Source organism: Paraburkholderia lebeckiae (assembly GCF_050436225.1).
Lineage (GTDB): Bacteria > Pseudomonadota > Gammaproteobacteria > Burkholderiales > Burkholderiaceae > Paraburkholderia > Paraburkholderia tuberum.
This window is the reverse complement of record NZ_JBNDLU010000002.1, coordinates 895,748-912,421: the sequence shown is the minus strand read 5'-3', so window position 1 is coordinate 912,421 and position 16,674 is coordinate 895,748. Positions and strand designations below refer to the sequence as shown.

Below are 16,674 nucleotides of genomic sequence, written 5' to 3'. Positions count from 1 at the left end.
CGCACACGACGACAACCTATCCATGAACTCAGTCACGGCTCCTTCGCCCTCGTCTCCGTCGCAACCGGCAGCGGGGCCGCGCGCGCGACGCGCGTGGCCTTCCATGCGAACATGGCTCGCCGCGGGTCAATGGTTCGTCACACTGCTGCTGTGCGCGTTCCTGATCGTGCCGGTCGTCATGTCGATCGTCGCGGGGCTCACGGTCAACTACTTCAAGGGCGTGTCGAGCGGACTCACGCTGCGCTGGCTCGTCGAAGTGTGGATCCAGTATCACGACTCGGTGTGGCTATCGCTCGAAGTGGCCGCGGCGACACTCGTCGTCACGCTACTGACCGGCGTGCCCGCGGGCTATGTGCTCGCGCGCAGCAAGACGCGCTTCGCACGCATCGTCGAGGAGTTTCTGGTGCTGCCGATCGCGCTGCCCGGCCTCGCATCGGCACTCGCGCTGCTCGTGATCTACGGCGGCTTCACGGCGTTTCGGATGAGCGCGGCATTCATCGTCGTCGGGCATGTGGTGTTCACGCTGCCGTTCATGGTGCGCGCGGTCGCGGCGGTCTGCGCGAGCAGCAATCTGCGTACGCTCGAAGAAGGCGCGGCGAGCCTCGGCGCGAGCTTCTTCACGCGCTTCGTCACCATCGTGCTGCCGAACGCGCGGCCAGGCATCGTCGCGGGCGCGCTCGCGGTGCTCACGCTGTCGATCGGCGAATTCAACCTCACGTGGATGCTGCACACGCCCGACACGAAGACGCTGCCGGTGGGCCTCGCCGACACCTACGCGTCGATGCGCATCGAGATCGGCAGCGCGTACACGATCCTGTTCTTCATCATGACGATGCCGCTGCTCGTCGCGATGCAATGGCTCGGCGTCGATGCGACCGGCCAGCGCAGCGCATCGAAAAAGCGCGGCGCCGCCTCTTCCGCGAAGCCCATCGATACGCCATGAAACTGACCTCGATTCCCATCACGCTCACGCAGTGCGCCAAAACGTTTCGCGGCACGCGCGTGCTCGAACCGCTCGACCTGACGATCGGCGCGGGCGAAACCCTCGTGCTGCTCGGACCGTCGGGCTGCGGCAAGACGACGACGCTGCGCCTGATCGCGGGCCTCGAAACACCTGACGCCGGCGGCCGAATCGCATTCGGCGACGACGACGTGACCACGCTGCCGATCGAAAAACGCGCGGTCGGTATGGTGTTCCAGAGCTACGCGCTGTTTCCGAATCTGACCGTGCGCGGCAACATCGGCTACGGTCTGAAGATCAAACGCGTGCCGGCCGCAGTCGCGCGACAACGCGTCGACGAACTGCTCGGCATGATGCGGCTCATCGCGCACGCCGACAAACCGATCGATCAACTGTCGGGCGGCCAGCGTCAACGTGTGGCGCTCGCGCGCGCACTCGCGGTGCAGCCGCGCGTGCTGCTGCTCGACGAACCGCTGACCGCGCTCGACGCGCGTCTGCGCGACGCATTGCGCAGCGAGATGAACGCGCTGTTGCGCGAACTCGGCATCACGACCGTCTACGTGACGCACGATCAGGCCGAAGCGATGGAGCTCGGCGATCGCATCGTCGTGATGAGCGCCGGACGCATCGAGCAGATCGGTTCGCCGCGCGACATCTACTATCGTCCGGCCAATCGCACGGTCGCGCAGTTCGTCGGCACGATCAACCGTGTCGCGGGCGAGCCGCGCGACGGCATGCTGGCGACGAGCGGCGGCGCCGTGCCGTTGCCCGCGCATGCGTCGAACGCACGCGGCGCGCACGAAATCTTCTTTCGCCCCGAGGATGCCCGGCTCACCGACCCCGCGCTCGCGCAGCTGCGCGGCCAGATCGAAAGCACCGCGTTCCTCGGCGAACGCACGCGTCTGACGATTGGCGGTGCCGCGCCCGAGCCGCTTTTCGTCGACGTCGCGGGCCGCATCGAGCTTGCGCGCGGCACGCCGGTCGGCATCTCGATCGAGCCGGACGCACTGATTGCGCTATCGTAGGTAAAAACAGCGCCGCATCCTGGCTCCCAACACGAAGCAACCCGAAGGACCTCTGTCATGCTGCTGGCTCAAATTAGCGACCTGCATATCAAGCAACCCGGCGCACTCGCGTATCGCCGCGTCGATACCGCCCCCTACCTCGCGCGCTGCGTCGACGCGCTCAACGCGCTCACACCGCGCCCCGACGCGGTGTTGATCACCGGCGACCTCGTCGATCAGGGTGACCCCCAGCAGTACGCACACCTGAAAACACTGCTCGCGCCGCTCGCGATTCCCTACTTCCTGATGGTCGGCAATCACGACGAACGCAACGCGCTGCGCGCGGCGTTTCCCGAGCGCGAGGAATTGCTGAGCGGCGGCGAGTTCGTGCAGTACGCGCTCGACGTCGGCCCGCTGCGCGTGATCGCGCTCGATTCGCTGGTGACCGGTTCGAGCGCCGGCATGCTGTGCGACACGCGGCTCGCGTGGCTCGAGCGGCAGCTCGATGCGGCGCGCGGCAAGCCGGTCGTGGTCGCGCTGCATCACCCGCCGTTCGCGTGCGGCATCGGGCATATGGACGAGATCCGGCTCGACCGGGCGGCGTCGCACAAGCTCGCGGCGTTGATCGCTCAGCATCCCAACGTCGAGCGCGTGCTCTGCGGGCACGTGCATCGGTCGATGTTCGTGCGCTTCGGCGGCACGATCGCGAGCGCGATTCCAGCGCCCGCGCACCAGGTGGCGCTCGATTTTCGCGAGGACGGACCGTCGGCGTTCGTGATGGAGCCGCCCGCGTATGCGCTCCATTACTACGATCCGGCGACGGGCATCGTCACGCACCATGCGTATGTCGACGCGGCCGACGGCCCGTATCCGTTCTACGACGCTGGCGCGTTGATCGACTGAACCGCCGGACACACTTCGCAACCGCCAGACACCGGATGCGCGGGCGAGCCTCGCGCGGCCGTCAGCACGAACCCCGCCGCTCCGGTATGATCGGCACGCTTGAGGACCGCGCATGGGCCGGTCCGTCGATCCGCCCCTGTCATGTCCACTTCCGACGCTTCCACTTCCGCTTCCTCCGCCCGGTCGTTGCGCGGCGTCTTGCTGCTGCTAGCGACGATCGCCGGTATCTCGGTCGCGAACATCTATTTCAACCAGCCGTTGCTCGACAACTTCCGCCAGTCGTTTCCGGACAGCGCGTCATGGGTCGGCGCGGTGCCGGCCGTCACGCAACTCGGCTACGCCGCCGGCATGCTGCTGCTCGCGCCGCTCGGCGATCGCTTCGACCGGCGTCTGCTGATCCTGCTGCAGATCGCCGGCATGTGCGTCGCGCTTATCGTCGCAGCGTCGGCGCCGACGCTCGCGGTGCTGATCGTCACGAGTCTCGCGATCGGCGTGCTCGCGACGATCGCGCAACAGGCGGTGCCGTTCGCGGCCGAACTCGCACCGCCATCCGAACGCGGCCATGCGGTCGGCACCGTGATGAGCGGCCTGCTGCTCGGCATCCTGCTCGCGCGGACCGCGGCGGGCATCGTCGCCGAATACTTCGGCTGGCGCGCGGTGTTTGGCGCATCCGTCGTCGCGCTGCTCGCGCTCGCGGTCGTCATCATTTTGCGTTTGCCGAAGAGTCAGCCCACCTCGACGTTGCCGTACGGCAAGCTGCTCGTGTCGATGTGGCACCTGGTGAGCGAGCATCGCGCGCTGCGCGAGGCATCGCTGACCGGTGCGGCGTTGTTCGGCGCGTTCAGCATTTTCTGGTCGGTGCTCGCGCTGCTGCTCGCGGGCGCGCCGTTTCATCTCGGGCCGCAGGCCGCGGGGCTGTTCGGTATCGTCGGCGCGGCCGGCGCGCTGGCCGCGCCGCTCGCCGGCAAGTTCGCCGATCGGCGTGGACCGCGCGCCATCATCACCGTGTCGCTCGTGCTGGTCGTGATCGCGTTCGTGATTTTCGGCGCTTCGGCGAAGAGCATCGCGGGCCTCGTGGTCGGCGTGATCGTTCTCGACATCGGCGTGCAGGCCGCGCAGATTTCGAATCAGTCGCGCATCTACGCCTTGAAGCCCGATGCGCGCAGCCGCGTGAATACCGTGTACATGGTCGCGTATTTCATCGGCGGGGCGCTGGGCTCGGGTGTCGGCGCGATCGTGTGGCCGGTGTTCGGGTGGATCGGCGTGACTATCGCGGGGATCGCGTTTGCCGGGCTCGGCGCGTGGAATCATTTGCGGTTGCCGGCGCGGGCTGGGCATTGATATCAGGCTGGCCAGCACCATCTCGGCGCATCCGTCGGTCGAGCAATTCCCAGAGTGGGGTGGATAGTCACCGCATCTGACGTGGCAATAATCGGCTGCGAGACGATCAATGCATATAACCGCCCGGTGAAACCGGAGGATCGTCTGCAATGAACGACACGTGGCTCGATCTCGCTCGGTTCATCCGCGAAATGCGCACTCCCGCCGGTCGAGTCGTTACACCCCGCCACCCCGCCCCAACGCATACTCATGCAGCGCATCGAGCACGCGATCGAACTCGAACGATTTGTCGTAAAAGTGCCGCACGCCATACTGCTCGCAGCGCTCGCGGTACGCGGGCAACGCGTGATTGGTCAGCACCGCCGCGAACATCGAATCGATCAGCCCCTCGCGCTGCAGATACGCGAGCACCGGCACGCCCGAGCCCTGCTTCAGCTGCAAATCGACGATCACCGCGTCGAACGCTTCGTCGCCGAGCAGCGCGATCGCCTGATCGGCGGAATCGGCATAGGCGGCCACGCGCAGCAGGCCCGACGCATCGATCGCCTCCACGAGGCTGCGGCGGATCAGCGGCGAATCCTCGATCAGCAGCACGCGCAACGGCGCGCGGCTGGCAGACTCGGTAGCGGGGTTCGGTTCGCTGTTCATCGGGATATCTCGATCGTCCGTCATTCGATCAGGCCATTCTTGATCGCGTAATACGTGAGGTCCGAGTTGTTCGCGAGACGCATCTTCTCGAGCACCCGCGCGCGATACGTGCTCACCGTTTTGACCGACAGATGCAGCTCTTCGGCAATTTCGGTCGGCAACTGGCCGGCCGCGAGCTTGCAGAAGATCTGGAATTCGCGCTCCGACAGCGCTTCATGCGGACGCCCCGCGGCAGGCTTGTCGAGATTGTCGGCAAGCGCGTCGGCGACCGCCTCCGACAGATAGCGATGCCCGCGCGCGACCGAGCGGATCGCGCGCACGATTTCCTCCGGCTCGCAGTCCTTGTTCAGATAGCCGTTCGCGCCCGCGCGCAGCAGATTGATCGCGTACTGGCTCTCGGGGTAGCCCGACAGGATCAGCACGCCCTGCTCGGGACGCACCTGCCTGATCACACGCAAGGTGTCGATGCCGTTCTTGTCCGGCATCGCGATGTCGAGCAGCACGACATCGAATGCCTGCTCGCGCACGAGGCAGATCGCTTCCTCGCCGGTGGCGGCCTCGGCGGCGACGCACATGTCCGGCTCGTCGGCGACGAACTGTCTGAAACCACCTCGAACGATCGCATGATCGTCAGCTATCAGCACTCGAATCATCGGTTGGGTTCCGTGCAAAGGGAGTCGCTCCGACGCGGACATTGAAATGATCCGGGGCCTCGGCTGGACGCGGAACGCGAGGGCGGGTTCGCACCGCAGCCGCCGGCATTCCCGAGTTCGCCCGCGACCCGGTCCGTCGACGCTTCCCTGTCGCCTGGTGCGCTACTCTCGCCCCGCGAGCAGATCCGCCATATCGTCGGCATGCTCTTCTTCGACCGCGAGAATCTCCTCGAACAGCCGGCGCGTGGTCACGTCCTTCTCGCCGAGATACCGTACGATCTCGCGGTACGTGTCGATCGCGATGCGCTCCGCTATCAGGTTCTCGCGAATCATGTCGGTCAGATCGGTGCCTTCCTTGTATTCCGAATGCGCGCGTGCCTTGATGCCGTCCGGCGCGAAATCCGGTTCGCCGCCAAGCTGCACGATGCGCTCGGCGATGCGATCGGCGTGCTCCTGCTCCTCGGTTGCGTGCTCGGCGAATTCCCTCGCGACCGCTTCCGAATTGATGCCCTTCGCCATGAAGTAATGGCGCTTGTAGCGCAGCGTGCAGACGATCTCGGTGGCGAGCGCGTCGTTGAGCAGCTTGAGCACCGTCTCGCGATTCGCGCCATAGCTCTGCGTGACCGGACCATCCGACATATGCTTGCGCGCGTCCTCGCGGATCTTCTTGATGTCCATCACGAACGTGTCGCCAGATTGCTTCGTCATCGAACTTCTCCTTTATCCGGTATTGGGTGAATCGCGCATCAGCACGAATCGCGCCTGATGCGCCGAGGGTGGAATGACGGCGCGTTTCGAACTCGGGCGCCTCAATCGGGGACTCAAACGCCGCGCGTTCACGCGCCTCGTTGACTACCTGTTCCTACGTATTGCGTACTTCGCTGCCTACCTCATGTTGCGTTCATCCGGCTCGCTCGGCTAGGTTCGAAACACGCCGAGCAGCAACGTGACCACGAACACGACGAGGAAGATGTAGAACAGGATCTTCGCGATTTCGGCCGCGCCGGCCGCGATGCCGGTAAAGCCGAACACGGCTGCGATGATCGCAATCACGAAGAAGACGAGAGCATAGTGAAGCATGGCATTTCTCCCTTTTGTTGGCCTTCCAATCGACTACCAGCAAATCGCTCGCCTGCTGTGAGGGCGCGGCTTGCCGCCACTGCGATGGCCGCGCTAATCGATCGTTTTCTTCGTCACGACGAAGCCCAGTACGAGGAACACCACGCACAGCACGACAAAGACGAAGAACAGGAACTTCGCGATCGCCGCCGCGCCGGCCGCGATGCCGGTGAAGCCGAGAAGACCGGCGATCACCGCGACGATCGCGAAGAACAGTGCCCACTTCAACATGATGGCTTCCTCCCGAAACATTGCATGAACGATCGGGTCCATGCTATCGATGTGCGGCGCCGCGCGCATTCCGACGCTCGCCGTTTTTCGTGTGAGAATCCGCTTACATTGGATTACGACGACATTACGCGCGGCTTCGCGCCATGCTGGAGTCGATGCCCTCTTTCTGGAGCCGGAAGTGTCGAATCTGCAGAACCCGCCGGAACAACCTGGCGCGCGCGCCACGGCGCGGCTTGCCGACTGGATGCGCAATCGCAGCTGGGCGATCGCGATGACCGTGGCGATCGTGATCACGGTGGGAGGCCTCGTGATTCTGGAGACCGCGCGTCAGCGCATCACCGCCGAGTATGAAACCGCGCTTGAAGCGCGCGACGTCACCGTGCGACTGAGCACACTCGCGAGCGATCTGTCGCGCCTCACCGCGCAACAAAACCAGTTTCTTCTGACGAAGGACGACGCATCTGCCCACGCGTTCTGCGCGAGCGCCGCGCGCATCCGCGACACCACGCAGCAGTTGGACCACTTCTATCGCGGCGGCCGCGCGGACAGCGCGGAACTCGCGAGCTTCACGCAGATTCTCGCGCTAATCGACGCGCGCATCGGTGCGGGCGCCGCCGCGATGCAGCACGCCGCGCCGCATCCGCTCGATCTCGGCGCATGCGGGCCCGCGCGCGACGTCAATCCGGCGGACGCGTCACTGATCGACAGTACGCTCACGCTGCTGCGCGACAACGAGGAGCGCCGCGCTCAGCACGCGCTGGCCGCGAGCCGCGCCGATCAGCGGCTGTCGACGCTGTGCGCGGCGGGTCTGTCGGCGCTGAACATCGTGCTGTTCATCCTGCTGTTTCGCAATCTCGGCATCCAGATCGACCGGCAGGCGCGCGCGCAGCGTCAGTTGATCACGCAGCAGGAGGAACTCGACCAGCTCGTCAACGAGCGCACGCGGCAGCTCGAAGCGCTCGGCTGGCATCTGCAGGCGGTCAGCGAAAACGAAAAGACCCAGCTCGCGCGCGAGTTGCACGACGAGCTCGGCGCGATTCTGACCGCATGCCGGATGGACGTCGCATGGGCGCGCCGCAAGCTGAAGGACAGCGAGCCGGACATCGCCGACAAGCTGCAGCGCGCGCTCGCCAATCTCGACCAGGGCATCGCGTTGAAGCGGCGCATCATCGAGGACATGCGGCCGACCGTGTTGGCCAATTTCGGGCTCGTTACCGCGCTGCGCACGCTCGCCGACGAAGCCGCGCAGCGCAACAACTGGACGCTCGATCTGCACCTGCCCGCCGACGATATCCAGCTCGACGAGCAGACCGAAATCGCGCTGTTTCGGGTCGCGCAGGAATCGCTGACGAACGCCGCCAAGTACGCGCGGGCCTCGAAGGTCGGAATCGCATTGCGGGTCGGCGACGGCGAGGTCGCGCTGCATATCGCGGACAACGGCGTCGGCATCATGCCGGCCGACCTGAAGCGCACACATACGCACGGCCTGCTCGGCATGCGTCAGCGCGTGGCCGCGCATGGCGGGCGCTTCGACATCCGCCGTGGCGCGCAAAACGGCACCGACATCGACGTCGTGATGCCGAGCGCGAGCGCCGCGACGCCTTCGGTCGATCAGCCGCTGACGTCGCCGGCCACTTCGTCGCAAAGCCCCGTCTGACAGACGCTCGCCGCAGCGCCCCCAAGCCGTTGTAGGAGTGCGCCGACGCAAACACCGGAGCACGCCTACAACAAAATCGCGGCACGGCCGACAGCGCCGCCCCCGCCCTTTTTTTACCATGCAATCAGGCCGGTTCGAAACCGGGTCCAGACCTGATCGACTGGCATGGCCCCGGTCGGACGACATCAACCGATGCATTCTCGACAAGGAGAAGTTTCATGACTCGACTGATCGCTTTGCTTGTGCTTGCAGGAACCGCCATGCTTGTCACCGGCTGCAACACGATGGCGGGCGCCGGCGAAGATATTTCGAAGGGCGGCCACGCCATCACGAACGAGGCGGATAAGGCGAAATAAGCCGGCACATGGCAGCAGGATTTGCAAAGCCCGTCGCGGAATGCTGCGGCGGGCTTTTTTTGCGTGCTGGCTGGCACTCGACGCGACACGTTTTCAGAACGCGACGAAACGGCACGGCGACCCACCCTCGCGGATCGCCGTGCCGTCCCGCCCGGCGCGCGGTGTATCGTTCGTGCGGCCCCCACTTACACGGTCCCTGCATGTCTTACCAACGTCGCGACCGGCATCGTGCCGCGGCGGCCGGCGATTGCCGGCATCGGTTCGATGAGAACCGCGCCGCTATCAGGCGCTGCGCTTCTTCCGGTAATCGAACCAGAAAGACATGCCGACGCTGATCAGAATCACGATCGTCGCGATTACCGTCGAGCGGGTGACCGGCTCGCCGAGCAGCAGCGCGCCCAGCGCGACCGCGACGACCGGATTCACGTACATGCAGCTGCTCGCGATGATCGGGCTCGTGTGGCGAATCAGATAACCGTACGCGACGTACGCCGCCATCGTCCCAATCAACATCAGATACAGGAACGCGACGAGAGGCAGAAAATGCAGCTCGAGCATCCGCTCTCCCGACGCCCACGCGACCAGCGTCGACATCGCGCCGCCGAGGCCGATCTGCAGCGAGGTCGACAGAAACAGGTCCGACGGCAGCTTCAGCTGTCCGGCCAGATGCGCGCCGCCGGCCCAGAACAGCGCGCCGCACAGAATCGCGAGACTGCCGCCCGTCGAGCCCGGCGTGCTGTCGCCGTGACTCAGAATCACGATGCCGGCGAGCCCTAGCCCAACCGCGAACCATTCGCCTCGGCCGATCTTGCGTCCGGCGACGGCCGCGATCACGGTCGCGAACAGCGGCACGGTCGCGACCATCACGGCCGCGGTGCCGGTGCCGACCGTGCGCATGCCGTAGGCGAGCATGCCGCTCGACAGACCCACCAGCATCGTGCCGACGAGGCCCGCGCTGCGGATTTCGGCGAAGCTCGGCCAGATTGGCTTGCGGCGCGCGGCGAACACGAACAGACCGATGCCGGCGAACAGGTTGCGCAAGCCCGACATCAGCAGCGGCGGGAACGAGCCGAGCGCGACGTGCACGCCGAGGTACGTCGAGCCCCACACCAGATAAACGACGGCAAGCGCGAGCGCGATCCGCCCGCTGCGCGACTGCGGCAGACGCAGCGGCCAGCCGCGCGGAGAAAAAGCTGAACGTTGCAGCGACATGCTTCAGTCCGCCGTCGCCACTCGACCCGCGCGATGCGCTCGATGCCCGCGAGGCGCCGAGCCTGCGTCGATACCTTTCGGGCGGGATGGCGGGCACCGCATCGGCGATGCGGTCGGACGGGCGAGGCTGGCGGACATGTCGGTGGAACGGTAAGACGATGGGCGGCGCCGGAAGCGCCAGAAACGGCGGTGGCGGCCGCGCCGGTCAGACCGACACGATGGAACTCGGCCGCGCTGCGCGGCGGCAAGATTGGCAAAGCCGCGGCGCGCACCGCATTATGCAGTAAGCGCCGAGAACGCCACGCGACAGAATCGTAACTTTTTGGTTTCCCGCAACAGAAAAGCCGGGGACGCATCCCCGGCTTGCGGTCAGTGTCGGATCCTTTCGATGCGCGGCCATGCATCGAAAGGATCGCTAAGCGCCCTCGGCGCCGACTCAGTTGCCCATCGTGCCCGACGCCTCGTGCTTCATCGCGTCGCCGCCCTTTTTCATCGAGTCGTGCTTCATCGTGTCCTTTTTCGTGCCGTCCTTCGACATGCTGTCTTTGGACATCGAATCTTTGGACATCGCATTCTTCGACATCTCATCGTTGGACATCGCGCCGCTCGCCTGCGCGAAGGCCGTGCCGCCGCTTGCCAGCATCAACAACGCGATCGTGGTAACTGCAATCTTCTTCATGGGATGACTCCTTGGTGGTGGATGAATCGAAGCCGGCGAGAGCCGGCGTGCTTCCGAAGCCGCTGCCGCAAGCGCGCGTGCGCCCGCATGCGTCAGGAGCCTCCGAACCAGTTGTAGCCCTGGTCGACCCAATAGCCGCCGGGATACGTGTTGGTGACGAATATTTCGACGATGTGCTTCGGGTTCTTGTAGCCGAGCTTGGTCGGCATGCGCAGCTTCATCGGGTAGCCGTATTTCGCGGGCAGCCGTTCGCCGTCGTAGGAAAACGTCAGCAGCGTTTGCGGATGCAAAGCGGTCGGCATGTCGATGCTTTCGAAGTAGTCGTCCGCGCATTTGAAGCCGACGTACTTCGCCGTCGTGTCCGCGCCGACGCGCCGCAGAAAATCGCGGAATGGCGTACCGCCCCAGCGGCCGATCGCGCTCCAGCCTTCGACGCAGATATGTCGCGTGATCTGCTCCGCGTGAGGCAGCGCGTACAGCTCGGGCAGCGTCCACACGCGCTGGCCGGTCACGAGACCGCTCAGCTTCAATTGATAATCTGAGCCGTCGACGTGCGGCACGTCGTCGATGCCGTAGTACGCGTTGAATGGAAACGGCCGCGTGATCTGCGCTTCGGTGTAGGTCGGCGCGAGCTGCTTCGGATCGAACAGCGCGGCCTGCGCGCGATCGTTCAGCCGCGACACGGCGGTCAGGAAACGGTTCACGGAAGCGTCGTCGGTCAGCGAGCAGCCGGTCAGCATCGACAGGCCGCCGAGCGTCAAGAGCTGCTTGCCGAACAGGCGCCGCGACGGCATCGCCAGTTCGCGCGTCGCATCGAGCAGGATCGATGCGCGGTCGAGCTTGTGACTAACACGATGTGTGGATGGGTCCGCTGGTTTCTCTATCGGCTTGTTCATGATTCGGTATCCGTTTGGAATTCGCGTTGCGTTTTCATGAGCGTGAGCATGAGCGTGGGTAGCCGCGGCTCAACGTCCGCGCAGCATCGCGAGCAGCGAGCGCGGCACGAGCGCCACCATCGCCAGATGCACCGCAAGAAACGCGGCCAGCAGCGACATCGCGCTGAAGTGCACGATGCGCGCGTTGTCGTAGCCGCCCATCAGTTCGCGCAGCAGCGGAAACTGAACTGACTTCCAGATCGCGAGCCCCGATAGCACGAGCACGATCAGATCGACGATCGCGAACAGGTAGGCAAATTTCTGCACCGCGTTGTAGACGCGCAGATCGTCGTGCGACAGCTTCCCGCGCAAGGCGGCGATGAAATCGCGCAGTACCGCGCGCGGCGTCAGTGGCAGGAACTTGCGCACGAAACGCCCGCTCGCGAGATTCAGCGCGATATACATGAGACCGTTGAACACCAGCAGCCACATCGCCGCGAAGTGCCATTGCAGCGCGCCGCCGAGCCAGCCGCCCAGCGTGATCGCGGTCGGGAAGCTGAACGCTGGAAAGATCGGCGACGCGTCGTAGATGCGCCAGCCCGACAGCATCATCACGATCGCCGCGAGCGCATTCAGCCAATGCGTGATGCGCAGCCACAGCGGGTGAATGACGCCGCGCTTCGGTGCGGCGGGCGCGGCGGGTGCGCCGGGGCGCAAGGCGTGGGGTGTGGCCATGGGGCTCTCCTCAGGTAGCGGTGGAGAATGCGGCGCGCGATGTCGATCAACGGCACGCGGGAAGATCGGACGCTTGCAGCACGTCGCCGCTCGTGTCGCTTTCGACAAACGCTACCACGCCGAAGCGGTCGGCGGCGTTGGCGCTCGGATCGGCTTGCGCATCGACGCTCGCAGCGTGTACATCGATGTCCTGATGAATCCGCGCGTGACCGGAGACGAGCGGCACGGGCCCGAACCAGGCGCGCACGACGCGCTCGTGATGCAGCGTCGCGCCGCGGTTTTCGCCCGCGCCGACCTGCGTCGTCAGCGCGTTTTCATAGACCGCGAGATAGGCGCTCGACGCACCCGTGGTGGCGGTTGGCGTCGTGCTGAACTGCGCATCGACATCGAACGCGCCGGGCGCACGCGGGCTCAGCGCAAGTGCGACGCTCGCCTGGGCGGGTTCGGCGACGAGCTCGGCGATGCGGCGCTCGAAACTGTCGCGTTGCGACCAGTCGCGCAGCTCGCGGCCCGCGACGAACACTTCCGGCGTATAGAGCGTGTGCGCGCCCGCGAGACGCGTCAGCGTTTGCTGACGTTCGGTGAAGCGATGCTGGGAAAAGCGGTCGGTCCAGCCGAGGCTGTTCCAGTAGTCGACGTGCAGCGCGAGCGGCACGATGCCGTGCGCGGCACCGTCGCTTTTCCATTGACTGAGCCAGCGGTCGGCGGGCGGGCAGCTATCGCAGCCTTCGCTGCTGTACAGCTCGACGAGCGCGACGCGGTGCGCGGGGCTGTGCGTGGCGCACAGGGGCCCGGCCGCGTCGGCCGCACTTACGCCAGAACCGCTCAGCAGAAAAAGCGCGAGGCCGACGGCGGGCGTCGAAAAAGTCGTAAGGCGCTGAAGTATCGAGCGATTGTGCGCGGTCGACATGACGTGCTCCGATCGTAATCTGCACGTTTGTCGAACCGCGTGGCCGGTTATGACACGCCTCTTTTAATTTTTTTCCGGCGTCGGATAAGCCAGCCAAAGCTCGCCCGCGACTCAGTCGTAACTGACCACCACCGTCAAACGGCAATCCTTTGACTGGCTTGAACGCAATGCGGACCACACCGCTTTCCTCTCGCACCGCACAAAAACGGTCAATCGACGGGCGCGACGTCGCAAACGGAGCTGCGTGAGACAGCGTGCTAACATTAAGCTTTCGTCTCGCTGCTGCCGCGCGGCCTCACGCTTTGTCGCCCGGCACCTCTCGATCGCTCGTCCCCAACACCTGGTCGTTTTGCCCGTGACTTCTCTGCGTCGTCCGACTTTCCGTGCTCTCGCCCGCTTGCGCCCATGCCGCGCAGGCGAGTGCGCGCGCGCGGGCGTCGCGTCGCACGGCCCCGGCGAGACGTCCCGAACGGTCCCGCTTCACGCCGCCCGGCGCCCTCGCTGACGCAGCCCGCCAATACCCAGGGCCGCGTCGCCGGGCACCGGGCTCTCCCATTCGTCCACTCATCCGCCGACCACCCCATGGGTCGTTGCACGCGGCCATCCATGACCGCCTTATCCGGAGTCCTGATGATGAAGAAGATCAAAACCTGCTACCTGACCGAACTCGACGTGACCCGCCTCGAGAAATACGCGGCCGCCGACGCCAAGTTGCAGCACATGCTCGACGATGTGCTCGAACGCGCGGTGATCGTCGACTCGCACGACATCCCCGCCGACGTCGTCACGATGAACTCGCAAGCGACGCTGATCGACACGGCGAGCGGCGAACAGATGACGTGGACCGTCGTCTATCCGCCCAACGCCGATTTCGGGCAAGGGCGCCTGAACGTGTTCTCGCCGGCTGGCCTCGCGCTGCTCGGCGCGCGCCGCGGCGAGAGCGTCCGCTTCACGCCACCAAGCGGCGACCAGAAAGTGCTCAAGCTCGACAAAATCCTGTATCAGCCTGAAGCCGCCGACGATTTTTCACTGTAAGCCGGCCGTTCCCTCGCTGTAAGTTGCCTTGTCTGATGCGGTGTCGAATCAAGCATAGGAGATGTCTGGTTTCATCCGGACCAGTTTTTTTGAGTCATTCAGACAGGTTGCCAAACCGCGGGCGGGCGGTGTATCGTGTGCGCTGCTAACGCGGGGGTCCTGCGTAGCGCGGAGCTGGAGGTCCGTGTTGCGTGGGTGAGAAATACCCTTTGAACCTGATCTGGATAATGCCAGCGCAGGGAAGCGTACGGATTTCGCTCCAGCCTCAAGGGCCTCACCTCTCCGCGATTTCCGACTACTTCCATCTCGGTCTCCTGCTTAGCCGCCCCACTTTGTACGGAGACTTACATGAACGCCAATCCGAAGTTTATTTCCGCCGAAGCCCACGTGGACGAGGCGGCCGTCGCGCCGTTGCCGAATTCGCGCAAGGTCTACGTGAGCGGCTCGCGCCCGGACATCCGCGTGCCGATGCGCGAAATCTCGCAGGCCGACACGCCCGACAGCTTCGGCGGCGAAAAGAATCCGCCGATCTACGTGTACGACACGTCGGGCCCCTACTCCGACCCGGACGCGGAGATCGACATCCGCGCGGGTCTGCCCGCGCTGCGCCAGGCGTGGATCGAGGAGCGCGGCGACACCGAGCCGCTGACCGGTCTGTCGAGCAGCTTCAGCCGCGAGCGCGCCGCCGATCCGGCCACCGCGCAGCTGCGTTTTCCGGGACTGCATCGCACGCCGCGCCGCGCGATCGCCGGCAGGAACGTGACGCAGATGCACTACGCGAAGCAAGGCATCATCACGCCGGAAATGGAATACATCGCGATTCGCGAAAACCAGCGCCGTGCCGAGTACCTGGAGACCCTGAAGACGAGCGGCCCGAACGGCGCGAAGCTCGCCGCGATGATGGGCCGTCAGCACCCCGGCCAGGCATTCGGCGCGAGCGCGTTCGGTCCGAACGGCCTCACCGAAATCACCGCGGAATTCGTGCGCGAGGAAATCGCGCGCGGCCGCGCGATCATCCCGAACAACATCAATCACCCGGAAAGCGAGCCGATGATCATCGGCCGCAACTTCCTCGTGAAGGTCAATGCGAACATCGGCAACTCGGCGGTGACATCGTCGATCGGCGAGGAAGTCGACAAGATGACGTGGGCGATCCGCTGGGGCGGCGACACGGTGATGGATCTGTCGACCGGCAAGCACATTCATGAAACGCGCGAATGGATCATCCGCAACAGCCCGGTGCCGATCGGCACGGTGCCGATCTATCAGGCGCTCGAAAAGGTCAACGGCAAGGCTGAAGACCTCACCTGGGAAATCTTCCGCGACACGCTGATCGAGCAGGCCGAGCAAGGCGTCGACTACTTCACGATCCACGCGGGCGTGCGTCTGCAATATGTGCCGCTCACGGCGAACCGGATGACCGGCATCGTGTCGCGCGGCGGCTCGATCATGGCGAAGTGGTGTCTCGCGCATCACAAGGAAAGCTTTCTGTACGAGCATTTCGAAGAGATCTGCGAAATCATGAAGGCCTACGACGTGGCCTTCTCGCTCGGCGACGGCCTGCGTCCCGGCTCGATCTACGACGCGAACGACGAAGCGCAACTGGGCGAGCTGAAGACGCTCGGCGAACTCACGCAGATCGCGTGGAAGCACGACGTGCAGGTGATGATCGAAGGTCCGGGCCATGTGCCGATGCAGCTGATCAAGGAAAACATGGACCTGCAGCTCGACTGGTGCGACGAAGCGCCGTTCTACACGCTCGGGCCGCTGACCACCGACATCGCGCCGGGCTACGACCACATCACGTCGGGCATTGGCGCCGCGATGATCGGCTGGTTCGGCACCGCGATGCTGTGCTACGTGACGCCGAAGGAACACCTCGGTCTGCCGAACAAGGACGACGTGAAGACCGGCATCATCACGTACAAGCTCGCCGCGCATGCCGCCGATCTCGCGAAGGGTCATCCGGGTGCGCAGGTGCGCGACAACGCCCTGTCGAAGGCGCGCTTCGAATTCCGCTGGGAAGACCAGTTCAATCTCGGTCTCGACCCGGACAAGGCGCGCGAATTCCACGACGAAACACTGCCGAAGGATTCGGCCAAGGTCGCGCATTTCTGCTCGATGTGCGGCCCGCACTTCTGCTCGATGAAGATCACCCAGGACGTACGCGAGTTCGCCGCGCAACAAGGCGTCACCGACGACGAAGCGCTGAAGAAAGGCATGGAAGTAAAGTCGATCGAGTTCATGAAGCAAGGCGCGGAGATTTATCAGCGGCAATAAGCGGGTTGCGCGATTCGCGCGAACCAGCACTGAAGTATCGAAGCCCGCCGGCATGGCGGGCTTTTCTTTTCCACC

The 16,674-nt window shown here is 65.0% G+C and carries 18 protein-coding genes, 1 pseudogene and 1 riboswitch; of the genes and pseudogenes, 9 read left to right on the top strand and 10 right to left on the bottom strand.

The genetic code is table 11. From position 1 onward, the window contains the following. Positions 1-22: 22 nt before the first annotated feature. From OKW45_RS18995 to OKW45_RS39655, 5 genes and pseudogenes are all read left to right on the top strand, one after another. Positions 23-943, top strand: coding sequence for an ABC transporter permease (locus OKW45_RS18995; RefSeq protein ID WP_429470459.1), 921 nt, complete (start codon positions 23-25; stop codon positions 941-943). After that, entirely contained in the window at positions 940-1,986 is a 1,047-nt protein-coding gene (locus OKW45_RS18990) for an ABC transporter ATP-binding protein (RefSeq protein WP_429470457.1), read from the top strand. Before OKW45_RS18995 ends, OKW45_RS18990 begins: the two co-directional genes overlap by 4 nt. Before the next feature lie 57 nt (positions 1,987-2,043). Continuing rightward, on the top strand, positions 2,044-2,868 hold the full coding sequence (locus OKW45_RS18985) for a phosphodiesterase (RefSeq protein ID WP_429470455.1): 825 nt from the start codon (positions 2,044-2,046) through the stop codon (positions 2,866-2,868). 141 nt (positions 2,869-3,009) lie between these two features. Next, positions 3,010-4,209 (top strand): MFS transporter, encoded by a 1,200-nt coding sequence (locus OKW45_RS18980; RefSeq protein ID WP_429470453.1) that lies wholly within the window; start codon positions 3,010-3,012, stop codon positions 4,207-4,209. Between the two features lie 27 nt (positions 4,210-4,236). Continuing rightward, positions 4,237-4,362: pseudogene (locus OKW45_RS39655) on the top strand (STM2901 family protein); the annotation flags it as partial. Between the two features lie 63 nt (positions 4,363-4,425). Here OKW45_RS39655 and OKW45_RS18975 read toward each other — a convergent pair. The 5 genes from OKW45_RS18975 to OKW45_RS18955 all read right to left on the bottom strand — a co-directional run bounded on the left by OKW45_RS18975 (position 4,426) and on the right by OKW45_RS18955 (position 6,860). After that, positions 4,426-4,857, bottom strand: a complete 432-nt coding sequence (locus OKW45_RS18975; RefSeq protein ID WP_018421103.1) for a response regulator — start codon at positions 4,855-4,857, stop codon at positions 4,426-4,428. Positions 4,858-4,877: 20 nt separating this feature from the next. Then, positions 4,878-5,510, bottom strand: a complete 633-nt coding sequence (locus OKW45_RS18970; RefSeq protein ID WP_018421104.1) for a response regulator — start codon at positions 5,508-5,510, stop codon at positions 4,878-4,880. A 162-nt stretch (positions 5,511-5,672) separates the two neighbouring features. Continuing rightward, positions 5,673-6,218: a ferritin-like domain-containing protein gene (locus OKW45_RS18965; RefSeq protein WP_184063788.1), complete on the bottom strand. Its 546-nt coding sequence runs from the start codon at positions 6,216-6,218 to the stop codon at positions 5,673-5,675. A 210-nt stretch (positions 6,219-6,428) separates the two neighbouring features. Then, positions 6,429-6,590: a DUF1328 domain-containing protein gene (locus OKW45_RS18960; RefSeq protein WP_012400904.1), complete on the bottom strand. Its 162-nt coding sequence runs from the start codon at positions 6,588-6,590 to the stop codon at positions 6,429-6,431. A 93-nt stretch (positions 6,591-6,683) separates the two neighbouring features. Beyond that, complete coding sequence (locus OKW45_RS18955) at positions 6,684-6,860, bottom strand: DUF1328 family protein (RefSeq protein ID WP_026225929.1); 177 nt, start codon at positions 6,858-6,860, stop codon at positions 6,684-6,686. A 40-nt stretch (positions 6,861-6,900) separates the two neighbouring features. Here OKW45_RS18955 and OKW45_RS18950 point away from each other — a divergent pair, with 40 nt between their 5' ends. After that, positions 6,901-8,517 carry a sensor histidine kinase gene (locus OKW45_RS18950; RefSeq protein WP_429470451.1) on the top strand — a complete coding sequence of 539 codons (1,617 nt, stop codon included), beginning with the start codon at positions 6,901-6,903 and terminating at the stop codon, positions 8,515-8,517. 218 nt (positions 8,518-8,735) lie between these two features. Beyond that, positions 8,736-8,873, top strand: coding sequence for an entericidin A/B family lipoprotein (locus tag OKW45_RS18945; protein ID WP_018421109.1), 138 nt, complete (start codon positions 8,736-8,738; stop codon positions 8,871-8,873). A gap of 282 nt (positions 8,874-9,155) precedes the next feature. On the opposite strand, the gene OKW45_RS18940 is transcribed toward OKW45_RS18945, so the two are convergent. From OKW45_RS18940 to OKW45_RS18920, 5 genes are all read right to left on the bottom strand, one after another. After that, positions 9,156-10,085 carry an EamA family transporter gene (locus OKW45_RS18940; protein WP_429470449.1) on the bottom strand — a complete coding sequence of 310 codons (930 nt, stop codon included), beginning with the start codon at positions 10,083-10,085 and terminating at the stop codon, positions 9,156-9,158. Positions 10,086-10,521: 436 nt separating this feature from the next. After that, positions 10,522-10,764: a pentapeptide MXKDX repeat protein gene (locus OKW45_RS18935; RefSeq protein ID WP_018421112.1), complete on the bottom strand. Its 243-nt coding sequence runs from the start codon at positions 10,762-10,764 to the stop codon at positions 10,522-10,524. A gap of 92 nt (positions 10,765-10,856) precedes the next feature. Continuing rightward, the gene (locus OKW45_RS18930; RefSeq protein ID WP_429470447.1) at positions 10,857-11,660 is read right to left on the bottom strand and encodes a molybdopterin-dependent oxidoreductase; all 804 of its coding nucleotides are present in this window, start codon (positions 11,658-11,660) and stop codon (positions 10,857-10,859) included. A gap of 69 nt (positions 11,661-11,729) precedes the next feature. Beyond that, a complete protein-coding gene (locus tag OKW45_RS18925) occupies positions 11,730-12,374 on the bottom strand; it encodes a cytochrome b/b6 domain-containing protein (protein WP_018421114.1) in 645 nt (214 codons plus the stop codon). Between the two features lie 46 nt (positions 12,375-12,420). Then, on the bottom strand, positions 12,421-13,284 hold the full coding sequence (locus OKW45_RS18920; protein ID WP_429470445.1) for a DUF1223 domain-containing protein: 864 nt from the start codon (positions 13,282-13,284) through the stop codon (positions 12,421-12,423). Between the two features lie 630 nt (positions 13,285-13,914). Here OKW45_RS18920 and OKW45_RS18915 point away from each other — a divergent pair. After that, positions 13,915-14,319, top strand: coding sequence for a GreA/GreB family elongation factor (locus OKW45_RS18915; RefSeq protein WP_018421116.1), 405 nt, complete (start codon positions 13,915-13,917; stop codon positions 14,317-14,319). Between the two features lie 142 nt (positions 14,320-14,461). Beyond that, a riboswitch (TPP riboswitch) is annotated at positions 14,462-14,579 on the top strand. 88 nt (positions 14,580-14,667) lie between these two features. Beyond that, positions 14,668-16,599 (top strand): phosphomethylpyrimidine synthase ThiC, encoded by a 1,932-nt coding sequence (gene thiC / locus OKW45_RS18910; RefSeq protein WP_018421117.1) that lies wholly within the window; start codon positions 14,668-14,670, stop codon positions 16,597-16,599. Positions 16,600-16,674: the final 75 nt, after the last annotated feature.

Bases quoted from the DNA above. Each gene is read 5' to 3' on its own strand.
- OKW45_RS18995 (WP_429470459.1), top strand. From the start codon at position 23: ATGAACTCAGTCACGGCTCCTTCGCCCTCGTCTCCGTCGCAACCGGCA.
- OKW45_RS18990 (WP_429470457.1), top strand. From the start codon at position 940: ATGAAACTGACCTCGATTCCCATCACGCTCACGCAGTGCGCCAAAACG.
- OKW45_RS18985 (WP_429470455.1), top strand. From the start codon at position 2,044: ATGCTGCTGGCTCAAATTAGCGACCTGCATATCAAGCAACCCGGCGCA.
- OKW45_RS18980 (WP_429470453.1), top strand. From the start codon at position 3,010: ATGTCCACTTCCGACGCTTCCACTTCCGCTTCCTCCGCCCGGTCGTTG.
- OKW45_RS18975 (WP_018421103.1), bottom strand. From the start codon at position 4,857: ATGAACAGCGAACCGAACCCCGCTACCGAGTCTGCCAGCCGCGCGCCG.
- OKW45_RS18970 (WP_018421104.1), bottom strand. From the start codon at position 5,510: ATGATTCGAGTGCTGATAGCTGACGATCATGCGATCGTTCGAGGTGGT.
- OKW45_RS18965 (WP_184063788.1), bottom strand. From the start codon at position 6,218: ATGACGAAGCAATCTGGCGACACGTTCGTGATGGACATCAAGAAGATC.
- OKW45_RS18960 (WP_012400904.1), bottom strand. From the start codon at position 6,590: ATGCTTCACTATGCTCTCGTCTTCTTCGTGATTGCGATCATCGCAGCC.
- OKW45_RS18955 (WP_026225929.1), bottom strand. From the start codon at position 6,860: ATGTTGAAGTGGGCACTGTTCTTCGCGATCGTCGCGGTGATCGCCGGT.
- OKW45_RS18950 (WP_429470451.1), top strand. From the start codon at position 6,901: ATGCTATCGATGTGCGGCGCCGCGCGCATTCCGACGCTCGCCGTTTTT.
- OKW45_RS18945 (WP_018421109.1), top strand. From the start codon at position 8,736: ATGACTCGACTGATCGCTTTGCTTGTGCTTGCAGGAACCGCCATGCTT.
- OKW45_RS18940 (WP_429470449.1), bottom strand. From the start codon at position 10,085: ATGTCGCTGCAACGTTCAGCTTTTTCTCCGCGCGGCTGGCCGCTGCGT.
- OKW45_RS18935 (WP_018421112.1), bottom strand. From the start codon at position 10,764: ATGAAGAAGATTGCAGTTACCACGATCGCGTTGTTGATGCTGGCAAGC.
- OKW45_RS18930 (WP_429470447.1), bottom strand. From the start codon at position 11,660: ATGAACAAGCCGATAGAGAAACCAGCGGACCCATCCACACATCGTGTT.
- OKW45_RS18925 (WP_018421114.1), bottom strand. From the start codon at position 12,374: ATGGCCACACCCCACGCCTTGCGCCCCGGCGCACCCGCCGCGCCCGCC.
- OKW45_RS18920 (WP_429470445.1), bottom strand. From the start codon at position 13,284: ATGTCGACCGCGCACAATCGCTCGATACTTCAGCGCCTTACGACTTTT.
- OKW45_RS18915 (WP_018421116.1), top strand. From the start codon at position 13,915: ATGATGAAGAAGATCAAAACCTGCTACCTGACCGAACTCGACGTGACC.
- thiC (WP_018421117.1), top strand. From the start codon at position 14,668: ATGAACGCCAATCCGAAGTTTATTTCCGCCGAAGCCCACGTGGACGAG.